Here is a 17,941-nt window from a genome sequence, read left to right on the forward strand (position 1 = left end):
GGCCGCTCTCGTTGGCGCCCGTTCACTCCTGCTACGAACTCACCTCGTCCGATCCGACACGACAGACCACATCGGCCGCGTCCGAGCTCTCCAGGCTCAGCACCTGGAAGCCCGCCGCACCGAGCTCGTCCCGCAGCGCCTCGGCCGACAGGTGCCTGCGATGCGGGACGTACCAGCGCCCGTCGATCTCGACCAGCTGATCAGCGGCCGAATCGGCAGGAACCTCGCGGTAGTAGATCCCGGTGGACGCGTCGTACCAGAAACCGTCCTCGGCGTCGCGCCCCGGCACGTACAGGGCGGTTGAGATCACGTAGTACCCGTCCGGCCCGAGCCGCGACCGGACGGCCGAGAACACCGCGTCGCGATCCTCGTCGGTGACGATGGACTGCAAGCAGTAGCTGTCGACAACCAGGTCGTACCTGGCCACCGATTCCGCCGGCAGGGCACAGACGTCCGCCACGCTGAAGCCGACCCGCACACCCCGCTCCTCGGCCAGCCGCCGCGCGAGGTTGATCGCCTCGGGGATGAGGTCGATCGCGTCCACCTCGAATCCCCGCGCCGCCAGGAAGCACGCCGCGGGCCCGGTTCCACAGCCGTACTCGAGCACTCTCGTACCAGCGGCCGCCGGAAGCCCGAGCCGCGTGATCACGCGCTCGAGGAAGGCACGGTTCTGGAAGTGGTCGTAGGTCCACGCGCCACTGTGCTCGAACAGGTCGTTCCACTGCGTGTAGCCGAGCTTCTCGATCTCGCGATACACGGACTCGTGCTCCGCGTGGTAGTAGCGCACTGCTGCCTCCCCATGCTTTGGCACCCACGGCGTGCCACCCCAGGTCATCCGAGAGTTACCACTTCTTGATCCAACCAAAGTCCCCGGGCCTCCGTCTACCAAGGCAATCCGGGGCACACGGCCCCGCGATCACCTGGGGGAAACCATGCGTTCCAAGCTTCTCGGCCGAGCCGTTGTCACCGTCGTCACCGCGGCCGCGGCCATCAGCGGTACGGTGCTCGCCGCCGCGCCGGCCGAGGCCGCGTCGGCGTCGGAGTGCCTGAAGGTGCTGACCGAGCCGCAGCGGTGGGGGTACGACGAGACGATGACCACCAAGGGCAAGCTGACCTTCTACACCGGCTGGCCGACCAAGGCGTCCACCTGTGCGGGGGCGTCGGTCTCGCTCGGCATCAGCCGCACCAACACCCATGACTTCCGCAATCAGAACGCCCGGCGGATCGTCGACCCGCGCCGGATCGACCACTTCGCCAGCACGTTCACCTTCGGCGTCGACGGCTACGGCGACTGGATGATCCGGCAGATCGCGGTGAAGGACCGCAGCGGCAAGCTGGCGGTCAAGACGTTCACCAGCGCCACCACCCCGCGGGTCCTGCGCCTGCGCTTCGCGTCCACGATCGCGGCGAACCCGCGCGGCACGCTGGTCCCGAAGGCCGGCCGACTCGCCGTCCAGGGCAACCTGAACGCCTGGCACTACACCGGCCGCCAGATCAACGTGCAGAACCAGCCCGTCGTCGTCCAGCTCCGCAAGGGCGGCAGCGACTACGCCACCAAGGCGACCGCGACCACCAACCGGTACGGCAACTTCGCCACCAGCATCCCGACCGCGGGCCTGAAGGGGTACTCGGTCCGGGTCGCCTACTACTCGAAGATCCCCACCGTCGCCAACCAGTGGTACTACCTCGGCACCATCTCCTGACCCTCCGACTCAGCGGAACAGGTCGAGGCCCTGGCCGATCAACACGGTCGCGAGAATCGTCAGCACGACGATCGTGATCGTGTTCAGGTTGGCCAGGAGCCACGCCTCGAGGGACTTCAGGGCGCGCGCGGACCGCTCCGGCCCGGTCACCGCGACCGCGGCCAGCGGACCGAGCACGGAGAACGACGCCACGGCGACCGTGATCGCCACGGCGCCGATCAGTGAGCCGGAGCTGAGGCCGGCCGTGCCGAGCTGGCTGCCCGCGCTCAGGATGAGCGGCAGGTTCTTCAGATTCGCCAACGCCGCCGCCGCGCCGGTGACGACCAAAGCCGGTGGAGAAAGCAGCGGGACCCGATCGACGATCGCGGGGCGGGGAGCCGGCGTACCGGGAGCCGGACGTTTGCGCCAGTACCGAACAGCGAGTACGGCGAACAGCACCCCGACCGCCAACTGGAAGACGTCCACCCCGTCCCGGGCGACCTTGTCGTTGTCGTCGGCAACCTCGTCGGTCAGCCAGACGACCAGGCCGATCGCGATCGTCAACGCACCGAGCCAGCCCACGGCGAACGACAGACCGGCCCGCACCGGCCGGTCGGACATCAGCACCAGCACGATGCAGATCACCGGCACGGGACTCAACGCGATCGCCATCGCCTGCGGGAGAACCGCGCCAACGACCGGCCACAAGCTGATCACTCTCCCCTGGCGAGCATCCCGTCCGACGACGGTGGCAGTGACGTTCACGAACCGTTCGGCGGCCGGGTCGACGGGACGTGCAGGACTTCGACGATGGCGATGCCCAGCATGTCGAGGTGGTTGAGGATGCCGGCCAGCGCCGCCTGGTCGGCGAGTTGGCCGTGCAGCACCGTCTGCGCCGGTTCCCGATCGACGGACAGCGACGGGAACGCGTCGGTCAGGTCGTGCGACAAGGTGCCCTCGACGCGGATGACGTAGTGGCCCATGGGATGCCCCTTTCACGGCCCCTCGGCACGACTGTGCGGCCCCGGGCAGCGCGCGGCATCACCCGTGCAGGGCGACGTCCGGTCCGCACAGGGCCGGCGCCCGGCCGGCCGCCGGTCTCGGCGGCTGCTCCGCGCGGGCTCCATCTCCGGCGTCCGGCTCCCCCGGATCGGGGGATGGTGATCGCGCGTCCGATCAGCACGCTGGTGACGTGGTCGAGTCTCCGTCTCCCCGACCGGGGACAGCAACCCACCGCACCGTGCGGCAGAAGGTCCCGAAACCTCTGCTGCGCGTCGGCCGGGTCGTGCTCGTGGTGGTCGTGGCGTGGTTGCTCCTGCGGCTGCTGCGCGGGGTGGACTGGAGCCAGGTGGGGTACGCGCTCACCCACCTGAGCCTTTGGCAGATCGGCGTACTGCTGGTCGCCATGCTGATTCGCCGCGCCGTTCTCGCCGCGCCGCTCGCCCTCCTGATCGCCGGACTGAGCTACCTGCGAGCGATGGTCAGCGATGTCGCGGCAGCGGCGGTCGCCACGGTGGCCCCCTCCCCCGGCGACGTCGTGATCCGGCTGGCCATGCTGCGCTCATGGGGCATCGACGCCACGGACGCAGCCTCCGGCCTCACCCTCAGTACGACGCTCTTCTACGTCGTCCGTCTCGCCGCGCCGGCGCTGGGTTTCGCGATCTGGTGGGCCGCACAGGCGTTCTACGCTCCGTTCGCCTGGTCCGGGCTGCTCTTCGGCGCCGGTGCCGCGGTCCTGCTCGTCGGCCTGCTCTACGCCTTACGGGCCGAGCGAACCGCCGCGAGAACCGGACACCTCCTGGGACGACTGCTGCTCCGGGTGCGACCTACGAGTCATGGGCCAGCCGTCTGGAAGGAACGGCTCGTCTCGTTCCAGTCCCACAGCGCGGAGAGGATGCGCCACCGCGGATGGCTCGCGGTTCTGAGTCAGCTGCTGCTGGTCGCGGTGGAGGCCGGCGTCCTGGTGCTCTGCCTGGCGTTCGTCGGCGTGGAGCTGACCGGACCGACCGTCCTGCTGATGGTCTGCAGCTTCATGGTCGCCTATCCGCTGACCGGTCTGCCGCTGATGGGCGCCGGTGTCTTCGACGCGACCTACGCGACCTTCGTCTCCGACCACAGCGCGTTGCAGGCAACGGATCTGGTCGCCGGCCTGCTCGTCTGGCGAGTCGCCGTGCAGCTCGTGCCGGTCATCGTCGGCCTGCTGACGGTCGTGTGGTGGCGACGGGCGAGCACCGTGGCCCCGCACTCACACCGGCGTACGGCGTGATCAGGCACCCTGCAGGATCCTGGCCTTCTCCGCTTCGAACTCCGCGTCGGTGAGGATTCCGTCGTCGCGCAGACCGCCGAGCTCCTTGAGCTGCAGCAGCACACCCGACCTGGCCTCGACCGGAAGAGGCGGAGCCACGGTCGACTCCGCCCACCTGCCCTGCTGTCTGGCGGCGACGCGCTCGTGAACCCGGATGGCGATTCCGGCGACGACAGCCGTGCGTACCGCCGTCCTGAGCAGTCCCACCACGGTTCCCCTCTCAGTCCTGACCGAGTGCCGCCTCGAAGTCCGCGGCCGGGATCCGGCCCGCGGCGACCAGCCGCGCCCCTTCCTGCCGGAGCACGGCTTCCATCGACACGATCCACTCGTTCTCGTAGATGACGACCACGCCCTTGCAACCGGGCGCGATGAACGCGCCGGCCTCCCGCAGGTCGTCGGCGTCGAGCAGCCCGGACGACGAACCGGCGAATCGAGTCAGTTCCGGCATCGCCTCGGCCTCCGCGGTGATCAGCGAGATCTCGCCGTCGGTCGTCTTGCTCAGCACCTCGAAGTCGAGGATCCGGACCAGATCCCGCTCGGCCAGGTGCAGCAACGCCGCGAAGCCGCGCGGGCCAGGGCCGGACGGAGGGATCTCGACCACCAGCAGGTCGATCGGACCGAGCACCGGCTCGGCGTCCTGCTCCGCCATCGGGCCTCCCTCGCGCGGTGTGCACCACAGTCAGGCGACCCATCGTCCCAAGTCACCGCGGCGGACGGATCACCCGAATCAGGTGACCGGGCCGACGTGGCAAGGCCGACGCCGGATGGTGTGCGAACCCTTCCCGCAGGCCCATCCTGACGGCATGACGGCACGCACGTGGCGAAGGGCTCTGCCGTTGCTGGCGTGTGCCTGGATCACGATGCTGCTGGGCTCCACCCAAGCCGCGGCCGCGGCGGCGATGTCTCCCGAGGACACCGCGGCCCAGGCACTGGCCGAGCGCTACGCCCCGGTCGTCAGGTTGCAGGGCGATTCGTCGAACTGCGCGAACGGCGAACAGTTCCAGCCCACCGACGTCGAAGCGGTCCTGGGCGATCAGCAGGTCGCTCTGCGCGGTCCTTGGCGGCCGCCCGAGCTGGTCAAGCCCCAACCGGAGGGCAAGGATCTCGGCCTCGTCTTCCCCGGTCACTTCCTGGACTTTCCCGGCGATCCGCTGCGGCCCGGCTGTGCGTACGCCGAGTGGTCGGCCCGCATCAACGCGGTACACCCCGCGACGGTCTACGCCCACGTCGCCGCCGACCCCGCCTTCCCCGGCCGGCTGTCGCTGGAGTACTGGTTCTTCTACGTCTTCAACGACTACAACAACACCCACGAAGGCGACTGGGAGTCGATCCGGCTCGTCTTCGACGCGGCCACTCCGGCGGCGGCGTTGCGAACGACACCGACCGCCGTGGGCTACAGCCAGCACGGAGGCGCCGAGCGGGCGCGCTGGGGGGACGCCAAGCTGGAGGTCGTCGACGGCACCCATCCGGTCGTCTACCCCGCGGCGGGCTCGCACGCCAACAAGTACGGCCGCCGCCTCTATCTCGGGCGCGGCTCCGAGGGACTCGGCTGTGACGACACGACCAGTCCGCGGGCCGAGCTGAGACCCCGGGTCGCCTACGTCCCGATGGCCCGGGCCGACTACCTGCGGCAGTACCCGTGGCTGGCGTTCGAAGGACGCTGGGGCGAACGGCAACGATCCTTCTTCGACGGGCCCACCGGACCCAACATGAAGTACTCCTGGACCGCGCCCCTCCAGGACGCCGAGACGACCTGGCGCGACGACAGCACCACGGTGCCGGCCGGCACGTTGCTCGGCCCGAGCAGCACCAACGCCTTCTGTACGGCGGTCGCCACCGGATCCAATCTCGTCCGGGAAACCCTCGACCGCACCTGGCTGCTCGGTCTCGTCCTCGCCTCGACCGTGGCATTGATCTGGTTCGCCGCCAGTCGCACACGCTGGTCCGACGCGAATCCCCTGCCCGCCAGGACGCGGCGGGCCTGGGGGCAGACCGTCGTTGCCGCGCTGCGGTTGGTGCGGCAACGACCCGGGTTGTTCGCCCGCTTCGCCGCCGCGTTCGCCGTCCTCAGCCTGCTGACCGTGGCGCTGGCCGGACTGCAGGTGGCCCGCCGGGACGCCCCGACCGACCTCGGTGCTCCCACCGAGAACGCCACCGGCTTCTGGGCCTCGCTGACAGCGCTGGCCGTCACGGTCCTCACCATCGCCACGTACGTCGTACTGCTGGCTGCCGTCACCACGACGCTCGACCAGCTGGACCGGGCCGTGCCGATGACCGCCGAACGCGCGCTGCGCCGGCTGATCCCCCTCTGGAAACCGCTGACGCGGGCCGCGGTGCAGTACTTCGTCGTGATCGCCGTCCTCACGCTCTTCGTCGCGACGATCCCGCTGGCCGTCTACTACGCGGTCAGCCGTGCGTTCGCCGTACCGATCGTGGTGGCGGAGCAGTGTTCCGGACGGACGGCGCTCAGCCGCAGCCGCCTGCTGGTGAAGGGCCGCTGGTGGCGAACCGCCGTCCCGCTGGCGATCGTGACCGGGCTCGGCCTGGCCGTCGGTCCGGTCACCGGCATCACCTTGCTGCTCGGCACGGATCTGCCGCCCGTGCTGGTCAATCTCGTCTCGTCGATGCTCTTCGCACTGGCGATGCCGGTCGCCTGTGCCGCGGTCGTGTACCTGTACTTCGACCGCGCCGTACCGGCGCCGGATTCACCTGGACCAGGTGAGCATCCGGGCACGGACCGAACCTACTCTCGGGAGGGCGGCGGGAGCGTGCGGCACGGCGTGCCACCGGTGCGCTCCGGCTCCTGAGCGAAGGGAGGTCGAGATGGTCGAGCCCGACGGCAAACCACCGACCCGTCCGAACCGGTCGCGCGACTTTCGCCGCCTGGTACCGATCCTGGCCGGCGTACTCGTCGGCGCCCTCGTCACCGCGCTGATCTTCGTCGCCGTCCGGGACGACGGACCCCGCGCCGACCTGTCGTCCGCGGCCGAGGACACCGGTACGGCGATGTGCGCCGCGGTCCCGGTGGCCGACCAGGTGCTCCCGTCGATCGTCACGATCTCCGCGCGCCGCGGCGCCCAGGCCGGCACGGGGTCGGGACAGATCATCACCGAAGGCGGCTACATCCTCACCAACGACCACGTCATCTCGGTCGCCGCCGCGGCCGGTGGCAGCGTGTCGGTCCAGTACAGCGACGGCCGCAGTTCGGCGGCCGTGATCGTCGGCCGTGACCCGAGCACCGACCTGGCCGTACTGAAGGCGTCCGACGCCGCGAAGGACTACCCGCTGATCGGGGTCGGTTCGTCGGCGACCCTGCGGATCGGCCAACCCGTCGTCGCACTCGGCGCTCCGCTCGGGCTCGCCAGCACGGTCACCTCCGGCATCGTCAGTGCGCTGGACCGGTACGTGCCCGTACCGGGCGACGGCGTGACCCACCACTTGATCGGCGCGATCCAGACCGACGCCGCCATCAACCCCGGCAACAGCGGCGGCGCCCTGGTGGACTGCGCCGGACGGCTGGTCGGAGTCAACGCGGCGATCGCCACCGTCCCGAACGCCGCCGGTGTCGGCGGTGGCGGAAGCGTCGGTCTGGGGTTCGCGATCCCGGTCGACCTGGCCAAACCGATCGCCGACGAGCTGATCCGGACCGGGCAGCCGGGACATCCGACCACCGGCCTGCAGGTCCAGGAGATCCCACCCGCCGTCGTCGAGGCGACCGGCGCACCGTCCGGACTCTTCGTGCTCGCCATCGACCCCACCGGGCCCGCCGCCAAGGCCGGCCTGAAGGCGGGCGACATCATCACCCGGATCGGCGACGAACCGGCGGTCAGCAGCGAGCAGATCGTCGTCGCGACACTGACTCGTCAGGCCGGCGACACTCTGGAGCTGACGTACTTGCGGGCCGGGCAGTCAGCCACCACCACGCTGACGCTCGCCGCGCCGTAGACGTCCGACACGGCACCGGACGTCACCCCCGCGAACCGCTCGGCGTCCGCCATCTCACAACGGCCAGACCAGCGGCACGATGATCATTGCTGTCAGCAACCACCACGACATCACCACCAGGCCGAGCTTCCAGTAGTCGCCGAAGTGGTAGCCGGCCGGACTCATGATCATCATGTTCGCGGGAGTGGACACCGGAGTCAGCAGTGACGCCGCACCGGCGACGGCGACGAGCATCAGCACCGGCTGGACGGACGTCCCGGTTCCCTCGGCCGCCGCCACCGCGATCGGTGCGACGATCAGCACGGTCGCGGTGTTGCTGACCACCTGCCCCAGCGCGGCGGTGAGCACGAACAGTGCCAGCAGCAACAGGTACGGCCGGCCCGGCCCGACCGCGTCGATGATCTGATCGGCGATCCGGTCCGCGCCACCGCTGGACTGGATCGCGGCCGACAACGGGATCAGCGCACCGATCAGTACGACGATCTGCCAGGAGATGGCGCGATAAGCCTGGCGCGGCCCGACCACCTTGGTCAGCACCAACGATGTCGCGGCGAGCAGGCCCGCCATCGCCGGCGGCACCGCACCGGTCGCGAGCAGCACGACCATGGCGACGAGCACGGCGACGGCGACCGACGCCTTCGGTCCCCAGGGCACCGCTTGGCGCCGGACGAGCTCCGGTGAGTCGACCAGCAGCACGTCCCGGTCCTTGGTGAGCTCGTCGAGCGCGGGCCAGGGACCGTAGACGACCATCGCGTCACCTTCGGCCAGTTGGGTGTGCTTCGTGCCGCGGTCCTTGCCCATCCGCTGGACGGCGATCACGACGAGATCCCGTCCGCGGTGCATGCCGGGAAAGACGGTCTCACCGACGAGCGACGATCGCGGCGGAATCACCACCTCGACGACTCCGGCGTCCCGGGTGATCAGGCCGGCGACCGGCGTCGGCACGATGCTGACGGCGAGCAAGGAGTCGGCGGTCAGACTGTCGACCTGTTCGGCCGGACCGGACACCACCAGCACGTCCCCGACGTCGATCGCCGCGTCCGCCCGGGCCCGGCCGTTGCTGTCCTGGATCCCGACGATCACCACGTCCGGGTACGGCGTCAGGTCGACGTCGTACGCCGTCCGGCCCAGCAACGGCGACCGCTCGGGGACCCGCAGCCGGTGGAGGCCGTCGGGCAGGGCGTAGTGGGCCTCGAGGGTCTGAGCATGGACGGCGAGGTCGGCGGCCGGATGAGCGGGCCGCGCGGCCGGCAGCAGCTTGGGCCCGAGCAGCACCGACAGCGCGATCGTGCCGACGACGAGCGGGACACCGACCACGGCGAAGGAGAAGAACGCGAAGGGGCCCGCCCCCGCGTCGGCGGCCGTGTCGGACACGATGATGTTGACCGGCGTACCGGTCAGCATCAGCAGCGATCCGGCGCTGCCGGCGAAGGTCAGCGGCATCAGCATCCGTGACGGCGGCTGCCCGATCCGTACCGCGAGCATGACCACGAGCGGAAGCAGCGCCGCGACCGCGCCGTTCAGCGTGATCAGCGCCGACAGGACGGCGGACAGCCCGGTGACGGCGATCAGCAGCCGGCCGCGGGTGGTACCGGCGTACCGGACGATCTGCTGCCCTGCCCAGACGGTGACACCGGTGGAGTCGACGCCCTCACTGACCACGAAGAGCGTGGCGATGAAGATCACGACCGGGTCGCCGAAGCCCGCGAGGACCTCGGTGAAGTCCAGCACCCCGGTCGCCCATAGGGACAGCGCGGTGAGCACCGCGACCAGCTCGACCGGCAGCCGGTTCCACACGAACAGCACGACGGTGAGCCCGAGGATGATCAGGCTCACCGTGCCGTCATCCATGGCGCCGCCCTAGCCGGAGTGCACCGGGGAGGACGGGCCCCAGGGGATCCCGATCAGGTACCACGCCACGTAGAACAGGGTCCAGGCCACCAGGACGATGAACGTGTACGGCAGCATCATCGACACCACCGTGCCCAGGCCGGCCTTCTTGCGGTACTTCTGGCAGACCAGCACGATGAACGGCAGATAGACCATCAGCGGCGTGATCACGTTCGCCGGACCGTCCCCGACCCGGTACGCCGCGACGACGGTCTGCGGCGCGATGCCGAGCCGGTAGAACAGCGGCACGAAGATCGGCGCCAGGATCGCCCACTTCGGGATCACCCCGGGCATGATCAGGTCGATGACGAGCACCAGCACGATGAACCCGATCAGCAGCGGCAGCGCGCCGATGTCGGCCCGCTCCAGCAGGTCGGCCAGGCCGGTCGCGGCCAGCGTCGACATGTTGGTGTAGTTGAAGTAGGCGATGAACTGGGCGATCAGCAGCATCAGGAAGATCAGGCCGCCCAGCCCGTTGAAGGTTTTCACGATCGCGTTGATGACGTTCGTGCTGCCGGTCAGCGACTTGGCTCCCCGGCCGTAGCCGAGGCCGGCGGCCAGGAACAGCATCGAGATGATGAACAGCAGACTGCTCATGAACGGTGAGGACCCGAAGATCTCGCCGGTCTCCGGGTTGCGCAGTGGAGCGTCCGGGATGAAGGTCAGCGCCGAGACGATCGCGAGCGCGACCAGCAGGTAGTAGACCGAGAACCGCAGCCCGCGCGACTCCAGCGCCAGCTCCTCGTCGGACGGCTGGTGGTCAACCGGAGCGTCGGCCGGCGCCTCGGCCGGGTCGTACTTGCCGAGTCTGGGTTCGAGCACGCGTTCGGTGATCACGGTCATGATCGCCGCGCAGAAGATCGTCGCGGCGATGCTGAAGTAGAAGTTGTGCGTGACGTTCAGGGTGACGTCGGGGGCGACCAGCGCGATCGTCTCGTTGGTCACCTCGGTGATGATGCCGTCGGCCGGAGTGATCAGCACGTTCACGAAGAACGCCGCGCTCACACCGGCGTACGCCGCGGCGATGCCGGCCAAGGGATGGCGCCCGAGCGAGGCGAACGCGGCCGCGCCGAGCGGGATCAGGACCAGGTAGCCGGCGTCGGAGGCGACGCTGGAGATGCCGCCGAGCAGCACGATGATGAACGTGATCGCGCCCTTCGGCGCGACCTTCACCATCTTGCGGATCAGCGCCGCGATCAGGCCCGCCTCCTCGGCGACCCCGACGCCGATCATCGCGACCAGGATCACCGCCACCACACCGAAGTCGTTGAAGTTCTGCACGGCCGTGGTGAAGATGAACCGGATGCCGTCGCCGGTGAGCAGGCTCTCGGCGGTGATCGTCTCCTCGTGCACCTCGAAGTCCGGGACGGCCGGCGCCGGCGGCGCGTCGTTGCCGGGCACACTCGTTCCACCCGGGTACTCCGGAGCGACCTCGACGGTGGCGGGCTCGGCGACCTCGGTGGTCACGCTCGTCCCGGCCCAGGACAGGATCTGGGACGTCACGATGACCCCGACGATCAGTCCGAGGAAGATCAGCGCCGGGTGCGGGACCTTGTTGCCGACCCGCTCGATGCCGTCCAGCACCCGCTGCATTCCGCCGGCCTTGACGGGTTTGTCGCCGACCGTCTTGGCACTCATGGCGTCGCCGCCCCGGAGCTGTCCCGCGGACGGGCGAACCGCAGCGCGAACTCGATCAGCAGCCTGGTGCCGAAGCCGGTGGCGCCCTTGTTCCGCCAGCCCCTCGCCTCCGGCAGCTGCGCCGTACCGGCGATGTCGACGTGCGCCCAGGGCAAGCCGTCGACGAACTCCTCGAGGAACAGCGCGGCGGTGATCGACCCCGCGTTCACGCCACCCATGTTGGTTATGTCCGCGATCGGCGAGTCGAGCTGCGACCGGTACGACCGGTGCAGCGGCAGCTCCCAGACGGGTTCGTCCACGGCCTCACCCGCACGCCGCAACTGCTCCACCACCGCGGGGTGGTTGCCCATCACACCGGCGAGTTCGACGCCGAACGTGCGCAGGCAGGCACCGGTCAGCGTCGCGATGTCGACGATCGCGTCGACCGGCTCCTCGGTCGCCAGCGCCAGTCCGTCGGCCATCACCAGACGCCCTTCCGCGTCGGTGTTCAGCACCTCGACCGTCGTCCCGTTGCGCATCCGGAGGACGTCGCCGAGCATCATGGCCGAGCCCGACGGCATGTTGTCGGTGCACATCAGGTAACCGGTGACCGCGGCCGTGCACCCCAGTGCCCGCAGCGCGGTCATCGAGGCGAGCACTGTCGCCGCGCCGGTCATGTCGTTCTTCATCTGGGCGTGCGACTCGTCGCTCGGCTTGAGGCTGATGCCGCCGGAGTCGTACATGATGCCCTTGCCGATCAGCGCGATCCGGCCGGTCGGGTTCTCGGGCTGGTAGCGCAGCCGGACCATCCTGGGCGGTTGCACGCTGCCGCGGTTGACGCCGAGCAGTCCGCCACAGCCCATCGCGATCAGCTGGTCCTTGTCGTAGACCTCCACCTCCAGCCCGGACGCCGTACCGACCTCCACCGCGATCTCGGCCATCCGTACGGCGGACAGCGTCGCGGCCGGGCAGTTGGCCAGGTCGCGGCCGAGGCTGCACGCCTGCGCGACGATCCGGCCGCGCTCGACGCCGGCCCGGGCCTGCTCGGCGTCCTCGTCGGAGGCCACGACCAGCAGGGAGTCCAGCGTGGGGCGGTCGGCGTCCCGGCCGAGGAAGTACCGCCAGCGCGCGAGCAGCACGCCCTCCGTCACGGCCTGGGCGAAGTCCGCGACCGAGATCCCGACGTCGCCCGACGGCACCTCGATCGCCAGTCGCCGGTGATAGGGAACGGCCCTGGCGAACTCCGCCGCCAAGTCCCGCACGAGCGTGCCGTCGATCTCCCGGCCGGTGCCGATCCCGATCGCGACGCGGACCGGTCCGTCGGCCCGGGGCTGCACGAGGGACTGGCCGCGCTGACCGGTGAAGCCGGCTGACGCGAGCGCTGCCGAGTCGCTCCCGAGTTCGGCGGGGGGCTCCGAGTCGGCGGCGACCGGCACGGCGAGCGCGTCGGTCTCCTGCTCGGCCTGCCGCAGCGAACCGACCCCGACGTGGACCCGCCGGCGGGTCGAGGGAATCGGGTCGAAGTCGTCCTTGGTCGTCGTGTGCACGAATCCTCCTCCGGCCGGAGCGCGATTGCCGGCACCCCGCCAGGCACCGGCCGGGGTACCGGTTCCGCGCGACTGCGATCAGCTCTGCAGAGCCTGGACGAGCTCGTCCTCGCGCTCCTTGGTCAGATTGGTCTGGATGATCGTCGGGCTGTACGGCTTGAGCGCGTCTACCACGCGGTCCACGGTGGCCGACCGGGCCAGCAGGAACACCGCGGCCTTGCCGTCCTGCAACTGCGCGCCGACCTGCTTGATCAGGTCGTCGTTGATGCCCACGTCGGTCAGCTTGCCGGCCATCGCACCGGTCGCCGCGCCGACGGCCAGCCCCGCGATCGGGTTCATGAAGATCAGCCCGATCACCGTGCCCCACAAGGCGCCGCTGGCCGCGGCCGGACCGGTCAAGCTCATCGTCTGCTCGATCCGGACCTTGCCCTTGGCGTCCTTGTAGGCGATCGCGGCGTCCTCCCGCTGGAGCAGCTGCTGCTTGGCCAGATCCTCGGTCAGCTGGACGACGCGCTCGGCGTCGTCGCGACTGTCCAGGCCGAGCACTACCAGATGGGTCATGTCGGATTCCTCCATGGCAGGCGCGTCACTCTTGCCGCGCGGACGCCTCATCCCATCAACGGAGTCCGACGCCGGCTTCCTCCGAACAAGGTGATCCCCCGCCGAACCGGTTCGCTCACCCGGTACGGGGGATGGACCCTGCCGGTTACAGCAGGCCCACGGAGCGGCCGACGCGCAACGCCGCGGACCGCTTCTCCACACCCAGCTTGCGGTACAGCGACATCAGGTGCGTCTTCACCGTGTTCTCGGTGATGAACAGCGCCTGCCCGATCTCGGTGTACGAACCGCCCAGCGCGAGTTCACCGAGTACGTCGCCCTCGCGCGCGGTCAGCTGGATCCGGGCGCCGTTGACCACCGCGTCCAGGCGACGCCGTACCGGGCGGTGCTGGTCCGGCCGGGTCCGGGCCAGCAAGGTCATTCCGCCGGCTTCGCGCCATCCGGGCGGATCGCCGGCCAGCTTCTCCAGCGCGACCGCCGCGAAAGGATGCGGGTTCGGGCCGGTCACGTGTCTGCGCAACCGATCCAGGAAGGTGGGTTCCTGACCGACCGCAACGACCGCGTGCAGCAGGTGCTGTGGCGTGACGCGGTTCAGTGTGTCCACCAGGGCGGCGTCGGCGGCCGGTTCGTCACCGGTTCTGGCCAGCAGAGCAGTCCTGAACGAGGCGGCCGCCGCAGCCAGCGGCGGGTACAGGCCCGGACTGTCCAGCACCTCGTCGATCGACGACAAGGTGGTCCGGACGTCGCCCTCGACGATCGACATCATCGCCCGGATCAGCTCGGCCTCCGCCGTGTTGCCGGTGCGCTCGAGGACCCCGACCTGGGTCTCGACGCCGGGCAGATCCCCGATCAGCACCGCGAGGTGGATCCGCAGCAGCGCCAGGTCCCTGGACAGGAACGACGGCAGGGGGCCGGCCGAGGCGGGATCGGTGGTGAGTTCACCGAGTGCTTCGTCGAGTCGCCCGGCTTCCATCAGCAACGCGGCCCGCAACATCAAGCGCAGCGCGCCGACGACGGTGTCGGAGCCGGCGACGTCGGCGTCGGCCACCAACTGGTGGCAGCGCCAGGCGGTGTCCAGGTCCAGTTCGTTCAGTGCCGCGAACCCCAGCACTACCCGAGCGCGAACGACGTACTCGGGCGGAAGTCCGGACCCTTCGCCCGCATCGAGCGCGCCCTGGGCCGACCGGGCGGCGTTCTGCACCTGGCCGCGGACGAACTGCACGACCGCCCGGTGGGCGAGCACACCTGCGACGAGGCGCTGGTGGCCGGCCATCCGCGCGCTGACCAATGCCTCGTCCAGGTCCGTGAGCGCCGCGTCCAGGTCGCCGGACCAGGTTTCCGCGGCGGCCAGCTCGATCAGCAGCCAGGCCAACCTCTCGGGGCCCAGCGCCGAGCGAGGCCGGTCGTCGCCGGCAACTGGTTCCAGCGCGAGCAGGGTTCGCGCGCGTCCGATCGCCACCTCGACGTCGTACCAGCCGTAGCGGGACTGCCACAGCCGCAGCAGTACGGCGTCCGCGGCCAGCGCGTCGTCGTCCGGCGTCCACTGGCCGAGTTCGCTCATCTTCTCGTCGGCCGCCGCTGCGTCCAGCACCGCACCGGCCACGTTCCCGGTGACGCGCCGCAGCAGACCGCGGACTCCGACCAGCCGGGGATGCCGGTCGAGGTAGCCCACCGGGAGGGCGTCGAAGCCGGCCGCGACGAGTTCGCAACCCCCGGCGGCCAGGAGCGCCGGCCCGTGGCGGAGCAGGATCCGCTCGATCAGCGCCGCGTCGCCGGCCCCGAGCGCGCTGCGCAGAGCCTCCTCGTGGTCACCGCGGTTCTCGTGCCACAAGGTCGATCGGCGGTGGGCTTCGACGACCAGGCCCTTGTCCTCGGGGCTTGCCGCGATCCGCCGCCGGAGCAGTTCGACCAGCAGCGGGTGGTACTGGTACTGCGGGTCGCCGCCAGGGCCGTCGGCGTACGCCGTCACCAGGAGTCCATTCCCGGCCAGGTCGGCCAGCATCGGGCCGGCCTCGGCGTCACCGCTCAGCACGGTCGCCAGATGTTCGGTCAGCGAACTCGCGCCGAACGTGCTCAGCAGCATCGCCTGGACTCCCTCGTCGAGGGTGCTCAACGTTTCACCGAGCAGAAGATCGAGTACCGGCCGCTGATTGACCAGTGGCCACCCGACCTCACCGGAGGTCTGCAGCCTTCGCGCGGCGAGCACCAGCGCGGCCGCCCACCCGGCCGTCTTGTGCTGCAACAGCTGGATGTCGTCGGCGGTCGCGTTCTGAGCGTGCGCCCGCACGAGCGCCGCGGCCTCGGCGTCGTCGAACCGCAGATCCCGCGAGCGCAGGATCAACGCCAGCCCCCGGAGCTCGAGCTCCGACACCGGCAGGGGCAGGTCGTACCGGGTCGCCAGCAGCAGCCGGACCGTGTGCGGCGACTGCCGCAAGAGGCGCGACAGCTCGCCGACCGTCGAGGCCGGGAGCCGATGCGCATCGTCGACGACGATCGGATCCGGCACGATCGATTCATCGGCCCAGGCTGTGCGTTCGATGGCCTCGTCGAGTCCGTCCGGCGACTGTCCGGAGACCCACAGCGCAGGGCGGCCCGATCGCTGCCGACGCGTCACCCAGTCCGACAGCAGCACCGTCTTGCCCGTGCCCGCCGGCGCCACGACGATCGTCAACGACGACCGGGCGCCGAGATCCAGGGCAGAGTGCAGACGCTCACGCCGTACCAGCGTGAGTGGCGGTCGCGGGACCTTTCCGGCCGGCTGTCTCGGCGACGCGTTCGCGCGGCCGTTGTGTGCACTCGTCACGCGCGTCACCCCTCCCGTGGGTGGGCGTGCCCTGTGAATGAACGGTTCCCCTGTGCTGCGTTCTGGCAAATTCCGACACTAACCCGTCTCCGGTGATTTCGGCAGAGGCGAACAGGCAGCGTTGTGACGTCGTCCGCTGGGGCAGGTGTTGTTTCAGTCGCCCTCGGGCCGTTCCGGCGGCCGACCATGCACGCGCGGCACCTTGGCACCGATCCAGACCGCCACCGCGACCAGCGCTCCGATGCCGATCAACCATCCCCACAGTCCTTCGGAGACCGGTCCGAGCCGCCCCAGCCCGAAGCCGCCCGGGTCCGTCTGCTCCTGCAGGCTGACGATGTAGGCGATCACGGCCCGTTTGTCCTCCGGGAGCAGCACAGCATCGGAGAAGACCGGCATCTGCTGCGGTCCGGTGAGCATCGCCTGGTACATGTTGCGCGGGGTCGTGCCCATCAGCGTCGGTGCGTACCGTCCGTTCGGCAGCGCGCCGCCACGACCCGCGAAGTTGTGGCAGGCGGTGCAGTTCGTCCGGAACAGCTGACCGCCCCGGACGAGCTCCTCCTGGGTCACCTTGCTGACGTCGTACGACTCCTCGGCCGGCACCGCGGGTCCCGGCGCGAGCGAGGCGATGTACGCCGCCAGTGCCGCGATCTCCTGCTCGGTGTACACCGGAGGCTTCTGCGGCACCTGGGCACCGGTCTGCACCGCCGGCATCCGTCCTGTACTGACCTGGAAGTCGACCGCCGCCGCGCCGACCCCGATCAACGTGGGTCCGGCCACCCGGCCTTCACCGTCGCTCCCACCTTCGGCCTGCAGTCCGTGGCAGCTGGAGCAACCGACCGCGAACAGCCGCCGTCCCTCCTCGATCTGCTGGGACTGTGGCCCGTCGGCCCCCTCGGCGCCGTTCGGGAGCAGTACGGCGTACGCCAGGCCGACCGTGATCAGCGCAGTCCCGACCACCAGCGCCCTGGCGAGCCTCCCACGCCTTCGCATCTGCGCACCTCCCCGGCCGACGGTAGCCAGGCAACCCGACCGCCTCGCCGCCGGGATCGCCCGATTCGGGCGAGTGCGCCGATCAACGAGCGTCGCGCTTGGCCTGCCGACGCGCGTCGGCGGCGCGTGAGGACGCGTCCTTCTTCAGCCCGCCCGTGGTCTTGGTCGCTCGCACCTTCGTGCCGGTCGCCGGCATCGCCCGTTCAGTGACCGCCTTCACCGGAGCCGCCGACTTCGCCGGAGCAGCAGACTTCGCCGCCCGCGCCGCTTCGATCCGTTCGCTGCGAAGCCGCGTCGATGCGCGGCCGGCCGCGGTCGCGACTGCGCGGCTCACCCTCGCGAGCGCGGACTCGAACAGTTCCGCCTTGTCCCGGTCCCGCTGATTGCGCGGGTAGGACTTCCCCCGGCCACCGGCCGGCACCACCGCGGCGCTCGCGCCGCGCCGGTAGTTCTTCACGTACTTGGTCCGGACCCGCCGGATGCGCTGGTGCAGGTCCAGCAGCTCGTCCTCGTCCAAGCCCTTCAGCGCGTCCCGTTCGGTCTCGGCCGCGAGCATCCGCTCGGCGTCCGTCAACGAGTTCAGCAAGCCCTGGTTCATCACACC

The 17,941-nt window shown here is 70.2% G+C and carries 16 protein-coding genes; 4 read left to right on the forward strand and 12 right to left on the reverse strand.

All coding sequences use genetic code 11. The features are described from left to right. Window positions 1-31: 31 nt before the first annotated feature. A complete protein-coding gene (locus BWI15_RS11035; RefSeq protein ID WP_077014237.1) occupies window positions 32-787 on the reverse strand; it encodes a class I SAM-dependent methyltransferase in 756 nt (251 codons plus the stop codon). A 145-nt stretch (window positions 788-932) separates the two neighbouring features. Here BWI15_RS11035 and BWI15_RS11040 point away from each other — a divergent pair, with 145 nt between their 5' ends. Then, window positions 933-1,703, forward strand: a complete 771-nt coding sequence (locus tag BWI15_RS11040) for a hypothetical protein (protein WP_077014238.1) — start codon at window positions 933-935, stop codon at window positions 1,701-1,703. Between the two features lie 9 nt (window positions 1,704-1,712). Here BWI15_RS11040 and BWI15_RS11045 read toward each other — a convergent pair whose 3' ends face one another. Both BWI15_RS11045 and BWI15_RS11050 read right to left on the reverse strand, forming a co-directional pair. Next, entirely contained in the window at window positions 1,713-2,390 is a 678-nt protein-coding gene (locus tag BWI15_RS11045; RefSeq protein ID WP_143465483.1) for a GAP family protein, read from the reverse strand. A 53-nt stretch (window positions 2,391-2,443) separates the two neighbouring features. Beyond that, entirely contained in the window at window positions 2,444-2,665 is a 222-nt protein-coding gene (locus BWI15_RS11050; RefSeq protein ID WP_077014240.1) for a hypothetical protein, read from the reverse strand. 257 nt (window positions 2,666-2,922) lie between these two features. Between BWI15_RS11050 and BWI15_RS11055 the strand changes: the two genes are divergently transcribed. After that, window positions 2,923-3,948 (forward strand): lysylphosphatidylglycerol synthase domain-containing protein, encoded by a 1,026-nt coding sequence (locus BWI15_RS11055; RefSeq protein ID WP_077014241.1) that lies wholly within the window; start codon window positions 2,923-2,925, stop codon window positions 3,946-3,948. Here BWI15_RS11055 and BWI15_RS11060 read toward each other — a convergent pair whose 3' ends face one another. Together BWI15_RS11060 and BWI15_RS11065 are read right to left on the reverse strand one after the other, a co-directional pair. Continuing rightward, window positions 3,949-4,194, reverse strand: coding sequence for an SHOCT domain-containing protein (locus BWI15_RS11060; RefSeq protein ID WP_202817616.1), 246 nt, complete (start codon window positions 4,192-4,194; stop codon window positions 3,949-3,951). It lies immediately after the preceding gene. A 13-nt stretch (window positions 4,195-4,207) separates the two neighbouring features. Beyond that, window positions 4,208-4,636, reverse strand: coding sequence for a DUF6325 family protein (locus tag BWI15_RS11065; protein ID WP_077014243.1), 429 nt, complete (start codon window positions 4,634-4,636; stop codon window positions 4,208-4,210). Window positions 4,637-4,790: 154 nt separating this feature from the next. On the opposite strand from BWI15_RS11065, the gene BWI15_RS11070 reads away from it, so the two are divergent. Next, on the forward strand, window positions 4,791-6,794 hold the full coding sequence (locus BWI15_RS11070; protein WP_143465485.1) for a hypothetical protein: 2,004 nt from the start codon (window positions 4,791-4,793) through the stop codon (window positions 6,792-6,794). 16 nt (window positions 6,795-6,810) lie between these two features. Then, the gene (locus BWI15_RS11075; protein WP_083750681.1) at window positions 6,811-7,932 is read left to right on the forward strand and encodes a S1C family serine protease; all 1,122 of its coding nucleotides are present in this window, start codon (window positions 6,811-6,813) and stop codon (window positions 7,930-7,932) included. 54 nt (window positions 7,933-7,986) lie between these two features. Here the strand turns inward: BWI15_RS11075 and BWI15_RS11080 are convergent, their stop codons facing one another. The 7 genes from BWI15_RS11080 to BWI15_RS11110 form a co-directional block, all read right to left on the reverse strand. Next, window positions 7,987-9,783 carry an SLC13 family permease gene (locus BWI15_RS11080; protein ID WP_077014245.1) on the reverse strand — a complete coding sequence of 599 codons (1,797 nt, stop codon included), beginning with the start codon at window positions 9,781-9,783 and terminating at the stop codon, window positions 7,987-7,989. Between the two features lie 9 nt (window positions 9,784-9,792). After that, the gene (locus BWI15_RS11085) at window positions 9,793-11,460 is read right to left on the reverse strand and encodes an AbgT family transporter (protein ID WP_077014246.1); all 1,668 of its coding nucleotides are present in this window, start codon (window positions 11,458-11,460) and stop codon (window positions 9,793-9,795) included. Continuing rightward, window positions 11,457-12,986, reverse strand: coding sequence for a leucyl aminopeptidase family protein (locus tag BWI15_RS11090; RefSeq protein WP_077014247.1), 1,530 nt, complete (start codon window positions 12,984-12,986; stop codon window positions 11,457-11,459). The genes BWI15_RS11085 and BWI15_RS11090 overlap by 4 nt, the downstream gene beginning before the upstream one ends. A gap of 78 nt (window positions 12,987-13,064) precedes the next feature. Next, complete coding sequence (locus tag BWI15_RS11095; RefSeq protein WP_077014829.1) at window positions 13,065-13,547, reverse strand: DUF1269 domain-containing protein; 483 nt, start codon at window positions 13,545-13,547, stop codon at window positions 13,065-13,067. A gap of 145 nt (window positions 13,548-13,692) precedes the next feature. Next, on the reverse strand, window positions 13,693-16,347 hold the full coding sequence (locus tag BWI15_RS11100) for a LuxR C-terminal-related transcriptional regulator (protein WP_143465487.1): 2,655 nt from the start codon (window positions 16,345-16,347) through the stop codon (window positions 13,693-13,695). Window positions 16,348-16,500: 153 nt separating this feature from the next. Then, the gene (gene qcrC, locus BWI15_RS11105; RefSeq protein ID WP_077014249.1) at window positions 16,501-17,337 is read right to left on the reverse strand and encodes a cytochrome bc1 complex diheme cytochrome c subunit; all 837 of its coding nucleotides are present in this window, start codon (window positions 17,335-17,337) and stop codon (window positions 16,501-16,503) included. Between the two features lie 82 nt (window positions 17,338-17,419). Beyond that, window positions 17,420-17,935 (reverse strand): hypothetical protein, encoded by a 516-nt coding sequence (locus tag BWI15_RS11110; protein WP_077014250.1) that lies wholly within the window; start codon window positions 17,933-17,935, stop codon window positions 17,420-17,422. Window positions 17,936-17,941: the final 6 nt, after the last annotated feature.

The organism is Kribbella sp. ALI-6-A (assembly GCF_001984195.1).
Lineage (GTDB): Bacteria > Actinomycetota > Actinomycetes > Propionibacteriales > Kribbellaceae > Kribbella.

What these genes read in the sequence shown, in the direction of transcription:
- BWI15_RS11110 (WP_077014250.1), bottom strand. Translation starts at nt 17,935, where the DNA reads ATGAACCAGGGCTTGCTGAACTCGTTGACGGACGCCGAGCGGATGCTC.
- BWI15_RS11070 (WP_143465485.1), top strand. Translation starts at nt 4,791, where the DNA reads ATGACGGCACGCACGTGGCGAAGGGCTCTGCCGTTGCTGGCGTGTGCC.
- qcrC (WP_077014249.1), bottom strand. Translation starts at nt 17,337, where the DNA reads ATGCGAAGGCGTGGGAGGCTCGCCAGGGCGCTGGTGGTCGGGACTGCG.
- BWI15_RS11065 (WP_077014243.1), bottom strand. Translation starts at nt 4,636, where the DNA reads ATGGCGGAGCAGGACGCCGAGCCGGTGCTCGGTCCGATCGACCTGCTG.
- BWI15_RS11050 (WP_077014240.1), bottom strand. Translation starts at nt 2,665, where the DNA reads ATGGGCCACTACGTCATCCGCGTCGAGGGCACCTTGTCGCACGACCTG.
- BWI15_RS11075 (WP_083750681.1), top strand. Translation starts at nt 6,811, where the DNA reads ATGGTCGAGCCCGACGGCAAACCACCGACCCGTCCGAACCGGTCGCGC.
- BWI15_RS11085 (WP_077014246.1), bottom strand. Translation starts at nt 11,460, where the DNA reads ATGAGTGCCAAGACGGTCGGCGACAAACCCGTCAAGGCCGGCGGAATG.
- BWI15_RS11080 (WP_077014245.1), bottom strand. Translation starts at nt 9,783, where the DNA reads ATGGATGACGGCACGGTGAGCCTGATCATCCTCGGGCTCACCGTCGTG.
- BWI15_RS11040 (WP_077014238.1), top strand. Translation starts at nt 933, where the DNA reads ATGCGTTCCAAGCTTCTCGGCCGAGCCGTTGTCACCGTCGTCACCGCG.
- BWI15_RS11095 (WP_077014829.1), bottom strand. Translation starts at nt 13,547, where the DNA reads ATGACCCATCTGGTAGTGCTCGGCCTGGACAGTCGCGACGACGCCGAG.